Genomic DNA, 18,094 nt, shown 5'->3' with positions numbered 1-18,094 from the left:
AGAATATAATTTCTATATCAACTCATTTTAGAATTTTATTCTAATTTTATTCCATGACTCTTGAACGGGCTCAATTCCACCGCCTGATGCCGCTCGGCACTCAGTCGCGCAGCGTCTAGCACGCGGGTGGTCGCCAGTGCATCACGGGCATCCACGGGCAGTGGGCCACCGCTCTGCAACGCGGTTTGTAGCTGTAAATAGAACTGATTCCAGCAGCCGCGCTCGGAAGGAACCCGCTCGCGCACTTCGCCCTGCTCGAACCAGCCCCAACGGCGATGCTCTTCAACGCCCCAGCGCTCACCTTCGGTTTTCGGCGAGAGCCCGGCGAGCGCCGATGCTTCTTGCCCGTCCAGGCCATCGACGCTGTAACAACCTTGGCTGCCGGTCACCCGAAAGCGCGGGCCGGGGGTGTTTTGCAGGCAACTGCCACCCAGGTGGGAGGTGACGCCACTGGCGTGGGTCAGCGACATAAAGAAGCCGTTATCGAAAACCTGGCCTTTTTCCAGGTAATCCAGTTCGGCGTAGACCCGTGTCACCGGGCCGAACAACAGCAACGCCTGATCCACCAGATGGCTACCGAGATCACGCAGGAAACCACCGCCACTGCCGTTGTTCACCGCCTGCGGCGAGTAACGCTCGATCCGCGATTCGAAACGGGTCACCTGGCCCAGCGCACCGGATTCGATGAGTTTGCGCACAGTCAGGAAGTCCGAATCCCAGCGCCGGTTCTGGTAGACGCTGAGCTGCACGCCCTGGCGCTCGGCCATGGTGATCAGGGTTTGCGCCTGTTGCGCATCGGCCGCAAACGGTTTGTCGCTGACCACCGCTAAACCGTGTTCAATGCCATCGAGCACCAATGCCGGGCGGCCCTTGAGTGGCGTCGACACCACCAGCACATCGATCCCGGCCTCCACCAGTTGGCCGATGCTGTCGAACGCCGGCACCCCAGGGTACTCGGCCGCCAGCAACTGTCGGCGCTCCGCTGAACGGGTGACCACACCCACGAACGTCGCCGCCGGCAAACTGCTGATCAGCGGAGCATGGAAAAACCGGCCGCCATGGCCGTAACCGACAAGTCCGATACGCATATTGTTCTCCTGATGATCGTTCCCACGCTCTGCGTGGGAATGCATCAATGGACGCTCTGCGTCCGCTTTTGGGACGCAGAGCGTCCCGGGCTGCATTCCCACGCAGAGCGTGGGAACGATCATTACCGGGGGTTAGCCGTAGAAGTGTGGGCGGTCAGGGAGTGCGACTTTGACGATCTGGCCACTGTTCTGGGCTTCGATGCACGCATCTGCTGCGACGGCAGCGGCGAAGCCATCCCACGCCGACGGGCCACCGACCTGCCCGGCCCGCACACCATCGATGAACGCTTGCAACTCGACGTCGTACGCGGCAATAAACCGATCCTTCCAGTCCATCAGAATCGCGTTGGACAACTTCGCCCCGCTGCGCAACTGAACCTGCGACGGCTCCGGCAGTTTGGCGATGCCGGTCTCCCCCACCACTTCGCACTGGATGTCGTAGCCGTATTGGCAATTAACGAACACCTCCACATCGATGCGCGTGCCCTTGGCGGTTTCCAGCAGCACGATCTGTGGGTCTTTCAAATGCGCGAGGGCCTTGCTGCTCTTGCGCGGGAACACCACTTGCACCGAGACGTAATCGTCATCGAGCAACCAGCGCAATACATCCAGCTCATGGATCAGCGTGTCGGTGATCGCCATGTCGGTCTTGTAGTTTTCCCCTACGGTCGGGTTGCGGTGCGCGCAGTGCAACATCAACGGCTCACCAATCTGCCCGCCGTCGATCACCGCTTTGAGTGCTCGATAGCCCTCGTCATACGGGCGCATGAAACCAACCTGCACCAGGCGTTTGCCGTGGGCCACTTCGGCCTCGACGATTTTCCGACAGCCTTCAGCGGTGACCGCCAGCGGCTTCTCGCAGAACACCGGCTTACCTGCCGCAATCGCCGCCAGCACGAACGCTTCGTGGCTCGGGCCCCAGGAGGTGACGAGGATCGCTTCGACCTCCGGCGCCTGGATCAGCGCGTGGCCGTCGGGATAGACCTCGGCGGTCAGTTTCAGGTCGGACACGACCTTCGCGGCTTGCTGCAAGTTGATGTCGGTCACCGCAACGACCTGGCTATTAAGCAAGGTCTGGCTGCAACGACGGATATGGTCCTGGCCGATGGCCCCGGTGCCGATGACGCCAAGCTTCAAAGACATGTCTGTTCTCCTGTTGGAATTTTTGTAGAGCAATCAGTACTGACGGGCCTTTGCCAGTCGTTCATTCAGGGTCTTGGCCACCGCATCGGTGCGGGCACTGGTGGAGACTTGCGCCACGCCGACTCGCCACCACGACAGGTAGCCATGAATCATGGTTTTGGGCAGGACCTTGATATCGATCAGCGTCGACACCGTCTGCAATCGCGCATCGGCCAATGCGGCGTGCAACTCTTCAACGGTGTGCACTTTGTAGGTTTTGCAGCCATAAGCCGCCGCGCTCATGGCGAAATCCACCGGCACGAACCCGCCGTCGAGCTTGCCGGTTTCCGGGTTGCGGAACCGGAACTCGGTGCCGAAGCTGTCCATGCCGTGTTCCATCTGCAAATTGTTGATGCAACCGAAAGTCATGTTGTCCAGCAGGACCACGTTGATCTTGCGTCGCTCCTGAATCGAGGTCGCCAGTTCCGAATGCAGCATCATGTAAGAGCCATCGCCGACCAGCGCATAGACCTCGCGATCCGGCTCGGCGAGTTTCACGCCCAGTGCGGCGTTGACCTCGTAACCCATGCAGGAATAGCCGTACTCGACGTGATAGGTGTTCACGCCCTTGCTGCGCCAGCTGCGCTGCAAGTCGCCGGGCAGGCTGCCGGCGGCGGCGACGATCACGGCGTCATCGGCGAGGGTCTCATTGAGCACGCCGAGCACGCGGCTCTGGGTCAGGCAGGAACCGGTCAGCTCGATGAATTCGCGCAGCACCGCCGGGTCCATGTGGTCGTTGATTTCCGGGATGAAGTCTTTGCCCTGGTATTCGACCTGATAGAGGCGGTCGACTTCCTCGTCCAGTTGCGCCTTGGCCTGACGCGGTTGATCGCCCCACGCAGAACGATAATCGCCCAAGGCTTCAGCCAAGGCTTGCAAGCCGACTCTGGCGTCCGCCAGCAGTTGCACACCGTCGAGTTTCAAGGCATCGCAGGGGCTGATGTTCAGATTGAGAAATTGCACGTCGGGGTGCTGGAACAGGGATTTCGACGCGGTGGTGAAATCGCTGTAGCGGGTGCCGATGCCGATGATCAGATCCGCGTCTTTGGCCAACAGATTCGCCGCCAGGCAACCGGTTTCGCCAATGCCGCCGATGTTCAGCGGGTGACTGGACACCACCGCACTCTTGCCGGCCTGGGTTTCGGCGAAGGGAATATCGAAGCGCTCGGCAAACGCCTGCAACGCCGCATTGGCACCGGAATATCTGACCCCGCCACCGCAAATGATCAGCGGCTTGCGCTTGCCTTTGAACAGCGCCAGCGCATCACCGAGCATCGCTTCTGTCGCCGGACGACGCTCGATGCGGTGCACGCGTTTTTGCAGGAAATAATCGGGGTAGTCGTAGGCCTCGGCTTGCACATCTTGCGGCAAGGCCAGGGTCACCGCGCCGGTTTCGGCAGGGTCGGTCAGCACACGCATGGCGTGGATCGCCGCCGTCATGAGTTGCTCGGGACGGTTGATGCGGTCCCAGTATTTGCTCACGGCCTTGAACGCGTCGTTAGTGCTGATGCTCAGGTCGTGGAACTGTTCGATCTGTTGCAGCACCGGGTCTGGCTGGCGACAGGCGTAAACGTCGCCGGGCAACAGCAGCAAGGGAATGCGGTTAGCGGTCGCCGTCGCAGCGGCGGTCAGCATGTTTGCCGCGCCCGGGCCTACCGATGAGGAGCAGGCGTAGATCTTGCGCCGCAGGTGTTGCTTGGCGAAACCGATGGCCGCGTGGGCCATGCCTTGCTCGTTGCGCCCCTGATGGACGATCAGGTCGCCGCTGTCCTGCTCCAGTGCTTGCCCCAGGCCCAGCACATTACCGTGGCCGAAAATGGTAAAGATCCCGGCGACAAATTTGCTTTGAACCCCATCGACCTCGATGTACTGGTTATCGAGGAATTTCACCAGGGCCTGGGCCATGGTCAGTCGTGTTGTGGTCATGCTTGCACCTTCCTTTGAAGCTAAATCCGGTGTGGGCTGTTGAATGCGATCAACTGTGGGAGCGGCAGTGCGGCGACCCGACTTGCCCGCGATAGCGATCTACCTGACACATCAATGTTGAATGTGCTGCCGCCATCGCGGGCAAGCCCGCTCCCACAGGGTTCTCCATTAACCTTGGGATTTCTGCAGGTGATCCATACTCGCGCCAATCGCCGTCTGGATATCCGCCAGGCCATGGACGCTGTCGGCGAACGGCTCGAACGACAGGTAGCCGCTGTAGCCAGTAGCGAGCAAGGTCTCGATCTGCGCCGCGTTGCCGAGGATATCGCCCTCGCCCACCAGCACCCGATGGCCGTCGCGGATTGTCGCCAGTGGCGCCTCGGCATCTTCGACGCCGGAGATGTGCACCAGCCCGGTCAGCTCGGGGAAGAATTCATGTTCGCTGGCCAAGTGATGGTGAAAGGTGTCATGCACCAGACGGAACACATCCAGCCCACCGATGGCCTTGATCGCGTCGACCGCCGTGCGTTTGCGCCGCAACGAGCACTCTTCGAAACCCAGCGGTTCGATGAAACCGAGGATGCCGTGATCGCGCAGGATCGGCGCCAGTTCAGTCAACGCCGTGCGCAGGCCCGAAGCACGTGCGGCCTCGGTACGCGGGTCGGCACGGTCGTTGAGCGGGCACATGACCAGCCCTCGGGCGCCGCAATCACGGGCATAAGCGGCCAGCTTCAAGGCGTGCGCACGGCGCTCGTCATTCCACACATCAAACGGATACAGCGCGTTGATCGACAGCACCGTGATGCCTTTGGCGGCGCACAACTCACGGACGCGCTCGGGGGCGGTGCCGTCTTCGATCTCGACGCCTTTAAGGTCGTTGCGAATTTCGATGGCGTCGGCCTTGAGGGTCACCGCCAGCTCGATGAACGCGGGCAGGGACAAACGTGGGGCGACCATACGGTTCAGGGCGAAACGCAGGGGCTTGCTCATTATTGTTGTTCTCCGCACAGGTGAATTAGTTGGCCGTCGGCATGCTGAATTCAGGGCCCTTGGCAATGCTGTCGGGCCAGCGCTGCATCACGCTTTTGTAGCGGCTGTAGAAGCGAATGCCTTCCTCGCCGTAAGCGTGGTGATCGCCAAACAGCGAGCGCTTCCAGCCGCCGAAAGAATGCCAGGCCATCGGCACCGGAATCGGCACGTTGATGCCGACCATGCCGACCTTGATCGTGCGGGCGAAGGCCCGGGCGATGCCGCCATCGCGGGTGAAACAGGACACGCCGTTGCCGAACTCATGGGCGTTGATCAACGCGACGGCACTGGCGAAGTCCGGCACCCGAACGATGCCCAGCACCGGGCCGAAAATTTCCTGTTGGTAGATGCTCATCTCGGTCGTGACGTTATCGAACAGTGTCGCGCCGACGAAGAAACCGTTTTCGGCGCCCGGCACCTTGAAGTTGCGACCATCGACAATCAGCTGCGCGCCCTGGGCCACGCCTTCGTCGATGAAACCTTCGACTTTGGCCTTGTGCTCGGCCGTCACCAACGGCCCCATGTCGCTGTCGCCCTTCAGGCCGTTACCGACTTTCAGTTGATCGATACGCGGCAGCAGTTTGGCAATCAACTGATCGCCGACATCGCCCACCGCCACGGCAATCGAAATCGCCATGCAGCGCTCGCCGGCCGAGCCGTAAGCCGCGCCGATCAAGGCATCCGCCGCTTGATCCAGATCCGCATCCGGCATGACGATCATGTGATTCTTCGCCCCGCCCAGCGCCTGCACACGCTTGCCGCGGGAGGTGGCTTGCTGGTGGATGTACTCGGCAATCGGCGTCGAGCCGACAAAGGAAATCGCCTCGATGTCCGGGTGTTGCAGCAACGCGTCGACGGCAGTCTTGTCGCCCTGGACCACGTTGAACACACCGTCCGGCAACCCGGCTTCGCTCAACAGACGGGCCATCAGCACACTGGCGGACGGGTCGCGCTCGGACGGCTTGAGGATGAAACAGTTACCGGTGATCAGCGCCAGCGGGATCATCCACAGCGGCACCATCACCGGGAAGTTGAACGGCGTCACGCCAGCGCACACGCCCAGCGGCTGACGCAGGTTCCAGTTATCGATGCCGCCGCCGATGTTGTCGCTGAACTCGGTTTTCAGCAGGTTCGGCGCACCGCAGGCGTACTCGACGATTTCGATGCCCCGGGTGACTTCGCCCTTGGCGTCGGAAAACACTTTGCCGTGTTCGCGACTGATGATTTCTGCCAGCTCATCGTGATGTTGGTCGAGCAATTCCTTGAACTTGAACATCACCCGCGAACGGCGCAGGGACGATTGTTCGGACCAGGCCGGAAAGGCTTTCAGGGCCGAGGCGACCGCTTCGTCGACGGTCTTCTGGCTGGCCAGCCCGACGCGTGCCTGAATGCTGCCGGTGGCCGGGTTGAAGACGTTGCTGAACCGTTCGCTATTGATGTCTTGCACTTGACCGTGGATGTAATGGCCGATGATCGGGGCGTTGCTCATTGATCGTGTTCTCCGTGCAGAAGTTGGAATTCAGGCGTTCAGTTCACAGGTCAAGCAGCCAGCTGTGCTGCGGATCGTTATGGAACTGCCAGACGCGTTTGGGTCCGGCCATCACGTTCAGGTAGTACGACTCGTAGCCATACGGCACGCTGACCGGGTGATAGCCTTTGGGTACAACCACGAGGTCACTGTTTTCCACGGCCATGGCCTGATCGATGCTGCGATCGTCGGTGTACACCCGCTGGAACACGAAGCCCTGGGGCGGGTTTATCTGGTGGTAATAGGTTTCTTCGAGAAAACTCTGGTGCGGCAAATCGTCAGTGTCGTGTTTGTGCGGCGGGTAGCTCGACGAGTGCCCGGACGGCGTGCGCACTTCCACCACCAGCAGCGAATGGGCCGGCTCGGTGTCCGGCAGAATGTCGCAGACGTAACGGGTGTTGGCGCCTTTGCCGCGCACGCTGCGCTTCATTGCGTCGGGTTTGATCAGCCGTGGGCCGAGGCCATTGCTCGTTGAACCGGGCGCGGCGCAAACAGCGATTTGCACATCGCTGAGCGCGACCACTTGCGCCTGACTGCCGGGTGGCAAATACGCCGCGAAGGGTGATTTGTCTTCGAATACCGACTGACGATCGCCGATGTTGTCCCAGTCGAACGCCCCCTGCCCCGGCGCTTCACCCTTGATGCTGACCCGGCCACTGAGCAGCACCAGGCACAGTTCCTTATCACCGGCCGACACCGGCAAGGTCTCGCCCAGACTCAAGCGATAAGCGGCGAAGCCGACGTATTCCAATTCACCTTTGCCCAGCTCGACCATGGTCCGACCACGGGCGTTGCTTTTGACCAGCAGGCTCATCGCGCAATCCTCTCGTCGAGCAGCGCACGCAAGGTGTCGTAGCCTTTTTTGGCGTAGACATAACTGGGCGCCACCGCCGGGTCCTGTTCCGCTTCGACCACCAGCCAGCCGTGGTAACCGGCCGCCAGCAGCACGTCGAGCAAGGCGCCGAAATCGATGTCACCATCGCCGGGCACAGTGAAGGTGCCGTTGATGATGCAGTCCGGGAAACTCCACAGGTTGTTGCGCGCCAGTTGCACCACCGGTTTGCGCACGTCCTTGAAATGCACGTGGCAGATGCGTTCGATGTGTTTGCGCAGCACCTGCAACGGTTCGCCGCCACCCATGTAGCAATGGCCCGAATCGAACAGCAGACCGACTTCGCTGCCAGTCAGCGCCATCAGTTTGTCGATGTCGGCCGGGGATTCGACGTAGGCGCCCATGTGATGGTGGTAGGCCAGGCGCACACCTTGGGACAAGGTGAAGCGCGCCAGTTCGGTGAGCTTGTCGGCGTACTCCTGCCAGGCGTGTTCGGTGTGGAATCGCGGGCGTTCCACCAACGGAATGCGCTGGCCTTGAATGGAGTCGGCGACTTCGCCGTACACCAGCACCTTGGCGCCGTTTTTGGCCAGCAGCTCGACATGGCTGCCAATGGCATCAATTTCTTCGGCCACCGAGCGGCGGGCCAGACGGCTGGAATACCAGCCGGACACCAGCGCCAGGTCATAAGGGCGCAGTACGTCGCCGACACCTTTGGCGTCCTTGGGGAATTTGCCGTTGAGTTCGAAACCTTCGTAGCCGATTTCCTTGCCTTCGCTCAGGGCGGTGCTCAGCGGCGTCTCGCCACCGAGGGACGGCAGGTCGTCGTTGCTCCAGGAGATCGGGTTGATGCCAATTCGAATAGCGGGCATGGCTGCACCTTTTATTGTTTTACATAACCATTGAATGCGGCGCGAAACCCTGTGGGAGTGAGCCTGCTCGCGATAGCGGTGTGTCAGGCGACTTTAATATTGACTGTCTGTCCGCTATCGCGAGCAGGCTCACTCCCACAGGTTCAGTGTTCACATATTGAAAATATTCAACTCCGGGCCGTGCGCCAGGCATCGATCAGTTCAACGAACGTGCCCTGCACCTGACGGATCAGCGCTTCATCGTCGATTTCACCGGCCATCCACGCGCGGCTCGGCTCCTGGAAAATCGTCCGGCCGACTGCAAACCCGCGGCACGTCTGGCTCTGGCTGGCCTGTTGAAACCCTTCGGCCAGTGCCGCTGCCGGTGCATTCAGCCCCAGCAACACCACGCCTCGGCAGTACGGATCACGTTCCTGGATCAGCTCGTCGAGTTGCTTCCACTCCTCGGCGCTCTGCGCTTCGATCTTCCACCACGCCGGGTAGATGCCCAGGTTGTAGAGCCGTTTGAGGGCGCGATACAGCACGTCCGGATGGGTCGACGGATGATCCTTGGGCGGGATGATTTCCAGCAGCAACTCATGACCGCTGACCTGGGACGCCTGATACAAACCCTTGATCTGCGCTTCCTGTTCCAGGCGCAGCAGCGGCTCGTCGTCGGGGTGGAATTGCACCAGGCACTTGATGATTTGCTCCTGCGGCCAGGCAATCAGGTTGCTGCCGATGGAGCGCCCATGTTCGAAGGCCAATGGCCGCGACCCCTGCACTTCCACCGGACGCGCCACCCACCAGCCACGACCGGTGGCGGCGTTCAGCGAATCCTGGCCGAAGCGTTGATCGGCCAGCAACCCGACATCGGCCTCGATACCCTGCTCACGCAAATCGGCTTCGACCCGTTCCACAGCCTTGATAAACAGTTGCTTGAGTTCGCCGATGGCGCTCAGGTCGCGACCGCCCTTGTGCGCCAGCTCCACCAGTTGCCCGCGATGGTCGAACGCAAAGATGAACAGCTGCTTCCACTGTTTGCGCGGCACGCTGACCTGATGCAGACGCTGCAACACCGCATCTTGATCCGGCCGGGTAATCGGCACCGGGCTGTTGAATAGATAGTCGAGTTCGGCGCGGGTCGGCATCGCCGGCGCGCAGGCATGGCGCGACACCACCAGGCCGCCACAGGCATTGGCCAACTGGCAGCAGCGCTCGTCGCTCGCGTCCTCCAGCCAACCGGCAAGGAAGCCCGACATGAAGGCATCGCCGGCCCCCAGCACGTTCAACACTTCCACCCGGACGCCGGGGTAAATGGCGCCGTCTTCAAGACGGTCCGGGATCGCTCCGTGAATCACCGTGCAACCTTGCGGGCCGAGCTTGACCACCAGGGTCGCCGCGCTCAGGCGCCGCACATTACGCAGCGCGGTGAGCAAATCTTCGGAGCCACCGGCAATCAGGAACTCTTCTTCCGTGCCGACGATCAGGTCGAAACGCGGAAGGATTTTCTGCACATGCAGGCTGACGTTCTGGTCGGCGACGAAACGGGTTTCGCCGTCGGCCTTGCCAGCCAGGCCCCACAGTACCGGGCGATAGTCGATGTCCAGCACCCGTTTGACGTTGTGCTTCTCGGCGTAATCCAGCGCCTGGATGCTCGCCTTGTAGACGCCGTCGGTGGAGAAATGGGTGCCGGTGATCAGCAAGGCTTTGCTGGAAGCAATGAAAGATTCGCTGATGTCTTCGGCCCGCAGCGCCATGTCGGCGCAGTTTTCGCGGTAGAAGACCAAGGGAAAGGTTTCGCGATCCTTGAGACCCAGCAAGACCATGGCGGTCAGGCGCTCTGGATCGACCTTGATGCCGCGGACATCGCAACCTTCGCGGGTCAGGGATTCAACCAGGAAGCGGCCCATGTGGTCGTCCCCTACCCGGCTCAGCATCGCCGATTTAAGGCCCAGCCGAGCGGTGCCGAAAGCGATGTTGGCAGACGATCCGCCGAGGTATTTGGCGAAGCTGCTCACATCCTCCAGCCGCGCGCCGACTTGCTGTGCATAGAGGTCGACGCCTAGGCGCCCCAGGCAAATCAGATCCAATTGACGCCCACTGGCAAAACGAGTCTGGCCCATGCTGGCTCCTGTTATTTTTATCAGCCTGCGTTCGGGGCGATGGCCGCGCCGAACACTCTTGGTGGGATGCAGACTAAAACGTCCGGGGCCGAACAATCAATAATTATTCCAAATAATTTTTACGTGGAATATTTTTTCCAATAAACTTGGCCACAGGTGCTCCAGGGGCAGTGCATCGTTTCAGCACACCTCGTACTGACCGCAAGCTCAAGATTTTTTTCCGGCCTACCCTGTAGACTGCGCACAGCCAACCTATTGTCAGGGGATGACGCTTTCTGTCGTCCCTATAAGAACAAGCCAGAAGGATTCCTTATGACCCGCACCGATCAGCCGGCGACGACCGAGAGCACGCCCGACAGCGATCTCGCCAGCCCTCCGATCAACGCCGAGCGTCTGCTGCAACTGATCACCAACGAATACGAAAGCCTGCCGCGCCAGCTCAAGCGCATCGCCAGCTACATGAGCCAGCAGAGCGACCGGATCATGGTCGACCGCATCAGCGACATCGCCCGCGAGTGCGAAGTGCACCCGTCGGCGATCGTGCGGTTTTCCCAGCGTTTCGGCTTCAGCGGCTTCAGCGAAATGCAGGCACTGTTCCGCGAGGCCTATACCCACAAGACCACGCCGGTGCAGAACTACCAGCAGCGCATTCGCAGCATGATTGCCAACAAGTCGCAGAAGGCCAGCGGCGGCGACCTGGCGCGCGAGTGCATCAATGCGACCCTGTCAGGCATTGAACGGCTGGGGCTGGAACTCGATGACCAGGCCTTCGACAAGGCTGTCGACCTGGTGGTGAATGCCGACAACATCTACGTGGTCGGGGTGCGCCGTTCGTTCGCGGTGGCCGATTACCTGGTCTACAACCTGCAACACACCAACAAGCGCATTCATCTGGTCTCGGGGCTCGGCGGCAGCTACCGCGAGCAGATGCGCAGCGTGCGCGCCAATGACCTGGTGATCGCCATCAGCTTCACGCCCTATGGCAAGGAAACCCAGCACTGCCTGCGTATTGCCCAACACAATCAGGCGAAAACCCTGATCATCACCGACAGCAACCTCTCGCCCTTGGCCAAGCGCGCCAACACGGTGCTGCTGGTCAACGAAGGCAGCTCGTTTGCCTTCCGTTCCCTGAGTGCCACACTGTGTTTATGCCAGGCGCTGTTTATCGCCGTGGCCTATCGCCTTGAATTGAAGGTCGATGAGATTCACGAACAAGTCGGCTTCGAGGATTAGCCCGGCGCCAGTTGCAGGTCGCTGAACCTCAGCTAAGGTAGTCCGTCCTGAAACGGACATCTGAAGGAGGAGCGGTTAAATGAAGCTGATCGGCATGCTGGATTCGCCCTATGTGCGGCGCGTCGCCATTTCTGCCAAATGCTTGGGGATAGACCTGGAACACCAGCCGGTCTCGGTGTTTCGGCATTTCGAGCAATTCCAGCAGATCAACCCGGTGGTCAAGGCGCCCACCCTGGTGCTGGACGACGGTGAGGTGTTGATCGACTCGACGCTGATTATCGAATACCTGGAAGCCTTGGCCGGACCCGGCAAGAGCCTGATGCCCGACCCCATTTGTCACAATGCATTGACACGTTGTCACGATGACCTGACATGAAAGCGCTTTAGCGTGTCAATCAATGCAAAAAAAGCCCCCCCCCAACCAAACCAAGGTGGTTTTTCCGCATATCCGAGAGGTTCAAGATCGCTCCAGTCGCGCCATGCGTGATGTGAACAACAAGACTTAATTGCGTACCGCAAGAGTCCGTAGCCCACCGTCATGATATCGAGCAATTGCGGGCCAAAGTCGTCAAGCTCAGGTTCGTCAATGAAGTGCTTTTGGACGAGAACCGTGTACTCAAGGCTAAATTAAGCAACCTTGAAGTAGTGGACCTGCCATCAAGAAAGCGGCAGAAATAGGTCGAATTCGCAAGCTGCGCAACTGCACATGGTCACCCATCATCATTGATCGCCGGCGATTTTATCCGGTTTGTTCGGTGGACGAACGCAACGCGACTGGCGGAGAAACGCACACTTCCGGTCAAATAAAAATGCTCGTTCGTGGTCTAGGCTTTGTGAGCGTTGCATATTAGATTGGAGGACGCTCCCTGGAGAATCTATGAGCTGTTTAGAGTTGTTGAAGCCTATAACTGAAAAAGTGCTTTCGGCAGGGAGGCGGCTATCCGCGGCGATTCAATTGTCCTGATGGACCAAGAGGTCATGGGGATATTTTTTATCCATACTGTTTCCCCCACGCCCTGCACACCCTGCCTTTTGCCGCCTCAGACGTCTCTCGAGCCAAATTATGAATTTTTTCATAATTGTGCATAAAGCTAGTTTTTTGGACGTTCTACCCGATATAGACGATTTACGGACAATAAAATCTAATTTCGCCTTGTATTTACACTATTTTTTGTGGTCGGAAAACTGAGAACCTAGACACATGGATGAATCAAAAATCAGGTCATAGCCATCAGACCGAGCTGGATCAATAGTTGGATCGCCTACTAGGTAGCACTTACCACTGTCGACCTCGTAAAGAATGCCATTCTTACTTTTTTGGAACAGTCGTTCAGCTTTCACTAGTGGCTCCATCAGTAGTCGCCCGCTGTTGTTGACCTCACTAGAGCTAACTAGCTGAACGTCGACTACTGCTAGATGTTCAGACTGTCGTGCAATCAAAGACCGCAAAGCGAATTCACCGCTGATCATGAGATTGAAACGACGCCATCTTGTGCATTCACGTTCCTCGATCTGGACGTGAAACCAAACCCCGCCGACGTCGTACTCGACATATGTCCAAACGCGAAAATCATCCTCAAAAAAAGGGACTGAAATGGCCTCAGCCCAGTCATAAGTGCGGAACACGATGCACCTCCGTCGTCATAATATCGCTATCGAATATAGTCCTTTCCGTGCTTGACCGGCTTCATCGTTCCTTTTGTGAGTTGTACAAATGGAACGGAAGATCGCGTTTGGATTAGCGCTAAGAAAAAGTCGACTGCGCATGGGGCTGTCGCAGGAGACGCTAGCCCCCAGCCAAGCGTATGTAAGTGAGGTTGAGAATGGGAAGAAAAGCCCTTCAATCGAAAAGGTTGAAGATCTCGCGAAGGCCTTAGGCATCCATCCTATTACTCTTTTGGCAAAAAGTTACTTATTGGAGGGGGAAGATGTATCCGCGCTTTTGAAGCGTGTTGAGCTTGAGCTCAATGACCTTGCTTCTTGCTGACCTAGGGTTCTGGGATCACCGTCGGCAGCAACCGACCGATTCTTCCGAAAAATCGGCTTGTCCAAACTGCCTGTCATTGACTGGTGAAAACGTTTTTTTACACGCCATTATGTGAAATCCGAGTCCGGAGCCACTGCCAAACCTTTACGACACCAAGCAGAAGCGGCCGCCATGCAGGATGTCACTGGCCGTTTTTGACCATCGCCACCGGCAGCAATGGGCGCTGGCTATCGATAGCGGCTGATCCCTTTGGCCTGCCCTCATGCTCATGCTAGGATTCGGCTTGAGAATAGCCCCCACGCCTCGGGCGGGACCTGTCCCTTACTGCGCACCAGGGGGTTAGTTTTGTTGCCCAGCAAGGCACTTGCCCCACGTCTGCTTACACAATTTCCCTTCCCGGTTCCCCTTTCGTCGTGTTGCCATCATGCACAGCCTCGTAGCTGACGTGCTCGACTTGAGCGCCATTCACAACCTCTCACACAGGTAGCAATCGGCGGTTGCTGCCAATGGCGAAGGGCAACAATCGTTTTCAGCCGCTCACAACAGGCAGCTAACGGCCCAGAGTGTGTAAAAACGAAAGCCGGGGCGATTCACATCGTAGCGCTGGCACATCGGTATCGTCGCTTTGGTGCAGCGATGATCTATCTGAAGCTGCGGCAGGCAGGCGAACAGGTCAACAACAAGCGGGTTGAACGTCTTTATGCCGATGCTCGCCTGCAGGTAAAGAGGCGCAAACGCAAGAAGATACCGACTGCGGATCGGCAACCACTGGGCCGTTCACAAACTGCTAATTCAGTATGATCGATGGACTTTGTGTTTGATCGCACGGCTAAGGGGCGGGTCATCAATAGTCTAACCGTAGTGGATGATGCCAACCATGAGGCTGTCGCCATCTTGCCGGAGCGAGCGATTGGTGAGCACTCTTCGACACGTATCCTTATCGCCTCGCTATGTCACGTGGCCCGCCCAAAACCCTCCGCACAGATAACGGCAAGGAGTTCTGTGGCCGCGCTATGCAGACACGGGTCCATCATGTGGTGTGCAGCTATCTCTAATTGAACCAGGAAAATTCAACCAAAAAGCTTACATTGAATCGTTTAATGGACGCTTCGTGATGAATGCCTGAAGGAGCACTGGTTCACTAGTTTACCGCACTCCAAGGTGATCATTGAGGCCTGGCGACGGGAATGCAACGAAGTGCAGGCTTGTTCATGCTTCCGCCCCTCCAAATAAAACACCCTGCGAAAGACTAGCCCTCGCAGGGTGTGGGGAACATCTTATGACCGCGAGCAGGGAATCTACCCGCGGTCAATTGCTACAGCATTGGCAAATCAATGACAGGTATCAGACCAGATTCACCGTCACCCCCTGCTGAACCAACAGCTCTGCATCCATCGTAGAGTGCTGGTAGCTGGCGTAGGTTACGCCCCCTACATCCACCGACCCAGTATTGGCCCAATCACCTGGATCCATGCCATTGGGCAGCAGATCATCGAGCATAACCACATCACCCGCGTTGCCTTTGACCATCATCTGGACATCGCCACTGGCATGGAACAGGTCCATGCTGCCCTGCCCCAGTACATCACCCAATGACAGCTTGAGCGTGTTGTCACCCGTACCGGTGATGTCGATCACCTCGACGGAGCTCATCTTGTTGCCAAGCGCGGTCAGATCAAATGTCTGCAGGGCGCCCTTGATCTGCAGAACATCGGTCCCACCGTTGCCATCCACCGAACCGGTGAAGCCATCAACAAACGAGATATTGAACGTGTCGTCAGCCGCAGTGCCTTGATAGCCCACATCACTGAGGATGTTCTCAATCGGATTCTCATCCCCCCGCGGAGCCCAGTTGAATACCATGGACACGATGTTGAAGCCCTGAAATTCGGCTGTTGAGATTATTTTAATGGAAGCAATCGGCGCACCTACTCCACCCGTGTCAAACGTGGGGGGAGTGGAGGCGCCAGTAGTGGGGGAGAAGGAGTATCGCATAACGCCTTCCGTATCATAGTACTCAAGCCTGACGGAGGTGCCGCTTCCCGGGAGGCCTTGTAAAGAATTGGGGAAATAAATCCTGGTAGCGTAGCGTGCCAACGTGATTTCTGCCCAACCGGTATTGGACGATGAAAGAGAGCTGCCGAAATAGAGGCCCGTCGCTCCTCCTCCTGGCGTCACGCCGTAGCGTGCCCCGACACCGACATAGCCCTCGCTCGATGTCACAATGCCGATACTGAGCGCCGTCGGACCATTAACGACAACTTTTGCTTTGGCATCAATTTCAAAGTTTGTCATTAGCGAGGAAGTCTCGGCAGTATGTTTGAAAGCCGAGGCGTTGCCGAATATGTCCACAATCTGTACGGAATACTTTGAAGACTGCAGGACGTCGATATTTACTTTGCCCGCAGTCTTCTCTGCAGACGTCACGATATGCTCGAGACGGAAAGTGTCGCCCACGAGCACCACCTTATCGCCCACTCTGACGCTAGGGTCGGCCAAGCCGTCCACAGTAATGTACTGGTAGGTGGGATATAAATCACCGCCCTGCCTAGTAAGCGTGGTCGGCGCAGTAGGAGCAGTAGCATCCACAGTCACAGCGGTTGACGTCGTTACGCCTTCGCGTCCAAAACTGTCCACTACGCGCGTCTGAATTGACCAGTTCCCGGCATGACTGTTGAGGTCCTGCAGTACCCAGTCCAGACCGTTCACCACCGCATCCACCCATGTGGCACCACCATCAGTGGACATCTGCAGCCTTTCATGTCCACTCAGTGCTGCGCTCAGCTTGCCCTGTATCAGGCGTCCGGCACTGCCATCGTGGGTATTAAAATCAGTGCGAACGGAACCACTGTCCTTGGTCATGAAGGTGATCGAAGCCGTCTGCGTGGGTGCAGTGGAGTCGACCTCGATCAGTTGCTCCGTCCGCACAGAAACGTTACCCGCTCCATCTACCGCTTCAACGGACAACTGATGTACACCATCACTCAACGCAGGTGATGGCGTGTACGACCAACTGCCATCTTCAGCCACTATAACGCGGTCGATTTCCGAGCCGTTGTCGTAGATGATAATCGTTGCGCCCGCCTCTGCCATACCGCTCAACACAGGTGAGCCATGATCAAGGATGCCTGCCAGTGCGTTGAAGGCCGGTGCGTCTGGGGCGACGATGTCGACAAACACCACGGTGTCATCCGAGGTATTGCCGTTGATGTCGGTCAAGCTGACCACCAGGTTACCTTCCGGCTGGGGAACACCGGCCGGGCTGGTGAGGGTGTAGCCGCCCGAAGGACCCACGCTGCCGGTGCTGCCATCCGGGAACGTCACGTTCACGGTCGCGCCTGGCTCGCCGTAGGCGGTTATCGTGATCGTGCCGTCCCCGTTGTTGGTGAACAAGACCGTTGGAGCGGCAGGCTTGATGCTATCGACATAAACCTCCACGGTGTTTTCGGAGAGGTTGCCGTTAACGTCAGTAACATTGACCACGATTTCGCCATTCGGCTGGATCTTACCCTCCGGGCTGGTGAAGCTGTAGTTGCCTGCAGCATCCACCACTATGCCGAAGAGGGCGCCATCCCAAAAGGAGCCATCCGGGAGCGTCACGTTCACGGTCGCGCCTGGCTCACCGCGACCGGAAATGGTCAGGGTGCCGTCACCGTTGTCGGTGATGCCGACAACCGGGGCCTCTGGAACGCGGGTGTCGTCATACGCAACCACAGTGTTTTCAGAATGGTTGCCATTGATGTCAGTGGCACTAACCACAACTTCACCGTTCGGCTGGCTCACGCCCGCCGGGCTGTCGATGCTGTAGTCGCCCTCGGCATTCACCACCACGCTGCCAGTGCTGCCATCCGGGAACGTCACGTTCACGGTCGCACCTGGCTCGCCGCTGCCGGCAATGGTCAGGGTGCCATCACCGTTGTCGGTGATACCGACAACCGGGGCTTCTGGAGCACTGGTGTCTTCATACACCACAACCGTCTCTTCGGAGAGGTTGCCGGTACCGTCGGTGAGGGTGACCACGACGTCGCCATTCGGCTGGCCTACACCCGCCGGGCTGTCGATGCTGTAGTTGCCCGAGGCATCCACCACCACGCTGCCAGTGCTGCCATCCGGGAACGTCACGTTCACGGTCGCGCCTGGCTCGCCGCTGCCGGCAATGGTCAGGGTGCCGTCACCGTTGTCGGTGATGCCAACAACCGGCGCTTCGGGGGCCGTGGTGTCTTCGTACTCAAGCTCCGTGGTGTCGGAGGGGTTGCCGTTCACGTCGACCACGCCCACTTCTACGCTGCCAGTACCTTGGCCGGGCGGGCTC

The 18,094-nt window shown here is 58.7% G+C and carries 12 protein-coding genes and 2 pseudogenes; 4 read left to right on the top strand and 10 right to left on the bottom strand.

Annotation, left to right across the window (positions count from 1 at the left end):
- Positions 1-35: 35 nt before the first annotated feature.
- From AC3WP4_RS20965 to AC3WP4_RS20930, 8 genes are all read right to left on the bottom strand, one after another.
- The gene (locus AC3WP4_RS20965) at positions 36-1,088 is read right to left on the bottom strand and encodes a Gfo/Idh/MocA family protein (protein ID WP_074875637.1); all 1,053 of its coding nucleotides are present in this window, start codon (positions 1,086-1,088) and stop codon (positions 36-38) included.
- 132 nt (positions 1,089-1,220) lie between these two features.
- The gene (gene iolG / locus AC3WP4_RS20960) at positions 1,221-2,231 is read right to left on the bottom strand and encodes a bifunctional inositol 2-dehydrogenase/D-chiro-inositol 1-dehydrogenase (RefSeq protein ID WP_102615958.1); all 1,011 of its coding nucleotides are present in this window, start codon (positions 2,229-2,231) and stop codon (positions 1,221-1,223) included.
- Positions 2,232-2,264: 33 nt separating this feature from the next.
- On the bottom strand, positions 2,265-4,196 hold the full coding sequence (iolD, locus tag AC3WP4_RS20955; protein ID WP_102615959.1) for a 3D-(3,5/4)-trihydroxycyclohexane-1,2-dione acylhydrolase (decyclizing): 1,932 nt from the start codon (positions 4,194-4,196) through the stop codon (positions 2,265-2,267).
- A gap of 168 nt (positions 4,197-4,364) precedes the next feature.
- A complete protein-coding gene (locus tag AC3WP4_RS20950; protein ID WP_074875629.1) occupies positions 4,365-5,186 on the bottom strand; it encodes a TIM barrel protein in 822 nt (273 codons plus the stop codon).
- 25 nt (positions 5,187-5,211) lie between these two features.
- Positions 5,212-6,714 carry a CoA-acylating methylmalonate-semialdehyde dehydrogenase gene (locus tag AC3WP4_RS20945; RefSeq protein ID WP_102615960.1) on the bottom strand — a complete coding sequence of 501 codons (1,503 nt, stop codon included), beginning with the start codon at positions 6,712-6,714 and terminating at the stop codon, positions 5,212-5,214.
- Between the two features lie 43 nt (positions 6,715-6,757).
- Positions 6,758-7,567, bottom strand: coding sequence for a 5-deoxy-glucuronate isomerase (gene iolB, locus AC3WP4_RS20940; RefSeq protein WP_102615961.1), 810 nt, complete (start codon positions 7,565-7,567; stop codon positions 6,758-6,760).
- Positions 7,564-8,457 (bottom strand): myo-inosose-2 dehydratase, encoded by an 894-nt coding sequence (gene iolE, locus AC3WP4_RS20935; protein WP_102615962.1) that lies wholly within the window; start codon positions 8,455-8,457, stop codon positions 7,564-7,566. Before iolE ends, iolB begins: the two co-directional genes overlap by 4 nt.
- Positions 8,458-8,624: 167 nt before the next feature.
- On the bottom strand, positions 8,625-10,562 hold the full coding sequence (locus tag AC3WP4_RS20930) for a bifunctional 5-dehydro-2-deoxygluconokinase/5-dehydro-2-deoxyphosphogluconate aldolase (RefSeq protein WP_102615963.1): 1,938 nt from the start codon (positions 10,560-10,562) through the stop codon (positions 8,625-8,627).
- Between the two features lie 312 nt (positions 10,563-10,874).
- Here AC3WP4_RS20930 and AC3WP4_RS20925 point away from each other — a divergent pair, with 312 nt between their 5' ends.
- Together AC3WP4_RS20925 and AC3WP4_RS20920 are read left to right on the top strand one after the other, a co-directional pair.
- Positions 10,875-11,795: a MurR/RpiR family transcriptional regulator gene (locus tag AC3WP4_RS20925; protein WP_074875619.1), complete on the top strand. Its 921-nt coding sequence runs from the start codon at positions 10,875-10,877 to the stop codon at positions 11,793-11,795.
- A 79-nt stretch (positions 11,796-11,874) separates the two neighbouring features.
- Positions 11,875-12,123: pseudogene (locus AC3WP4_RS20920) on the top strand (glutathione S-transferase N-terminal domain-containing protein); the annotation flags it as partial.
- Between the two features lie 836 nt (positions 12,124-12,959).
- Here the strand turns inward: AC3WP4_RS20920 and AC3WP4_RS20915 are convergent.
- Complete coding sequence (locus AC3WP4_RS20915) at positions 12,960-13,421, bottom strand: hypothetical protein (RefSeq protein ID WP_102615964.1); 462 nt, start codon at positions 13,419-13,421, stop codon at positions 12,960-12,962.
- 88 nt (positions 13,422-13,509) lie between these two features.
- On the opposite strand from AC3WP4_RS20915, the gene AC3WP4_RS20910 reads away from it, so the two are divergent.
- Entirely contained in the window at positions 13,510-13,782 is a 273-nt protein-coding gene (locus tag AC3WP4_RS20910) for a helix-turn-helix domain-containing protein (protein ID WP_102615965.1), read from the top strand.
- Between the two features lie 594 nt (positions 13,783-14,376).
- Positions 14,377-14,979: pseudogene (locus AC3WP4_RS20905) on the top strand (DDE-type integrase/transposase/recombinase); the annotation flags it as partial.
- Positions 14,980-15,126: 147 nt separating this feature from the next.
- On the opposite strand, the gene AC3WP4_RS20900 reads toward AC3WP4_RS20905, so the two are convergent.
- Positions 15,127-18,054 carry an Ig-like domain-containing protein gene (locus tag AC3WP4_RS20900; protein ID WP_218219206.1) on the bottom strand — a complete coding sequence of 976 codons (2,928 nt, stop codon included), beginning with the start codon at positions 18,052-18,054 and terminating at the stop codon, positions 15,127-15,129.
- Positions 18,055-18,094: the final 40 nt, after the last annotated feature.

This window comes from Pseudomonas sp. FW305-20 (assembly GCF_058788075.1).
Note: the sequence above shows the minus strand (reverse complement) of the source record. Positions and strands in the feature narration are given on the sequence as shown.

What these genes read in the sequence shown, in the direction of transcription:
- iolG (WP_102615958.1), bottom strand. Translation starts at nt 2,231, where the DNA reads ATGTCTTTGAAGCTTGGCGTCATCGGCACCGGGGCCATCGGCCAGGAC.
- AC3WP4_RS20945 (WP_102615960.1), bottom strand. Translation starts at nt 6,714, where the DNA reads ATGAGCAACGCCCCGATCATCGGCCATTACATCCACGGTCAAGTGCAA.
- AC3WP4_RS20950 (WP_074875629.1), bottom strand. Translation starts at nt 5,186, where the DNA reads ATGAGCAAGCCCCTGCGTTTCGCCCTGAACCGTATGGTCGCCCCACGT.
- AC3WP4_RS20925 (WP_074875619.1), top strand. Translation starts at nt 10,875, where the DNA reads ATGACCCGCACCGATCAGCCGGCGACGACCGAGAGCACGCCCGACAGC.
- AC3WP4_RS20910 (WP_102615965.1), top strand. Translation starts at nt 13,510, where the DNA reads ATGGAACGGAAGATCGCGTTTGGATTAGCGCTAAGAAAAAGTCGACTG.
- iolD (WP_102615959.1), bottom strand. Translation starts at nt 4,196, where the DNA reads ATGACCACAACACGACTGACCATGGCCCAGGCCCTGGTGAAATTCCTC.
- AC3WP4_RS20930 (WP_102615963.1), bottom strand. Translation starts at nt 10,562, where the DNA reads ATGGGCCAGACTCGTTTTGCCAGTGGGCGTCAATTGGATCTGATTTGC.
- iolE (WP_102615962.1), bottom strand. Translation starts at nt 8,457, where the DNA reads ATGCCCGCTATTCGAATTGGCATCAACCCGATCTCCTGGAGCAACGAC.
- AC3WP4_RS20965 (WP_074875637.1), bottom strand. Translation starts at nt 1,088, where the DNA reads ATGCGTATCGGACTTGTCGGTTACGGCCATGGCGGCCGGTTTTTCCAT.
- iolB (WP_102615961.1), bottom strand. Translation starts at nt 7,567, where the DNA reads ATGAGCCTGCTGGTCAAAAGCAACGCCCGTGGTCGGACCATGGTCGAG.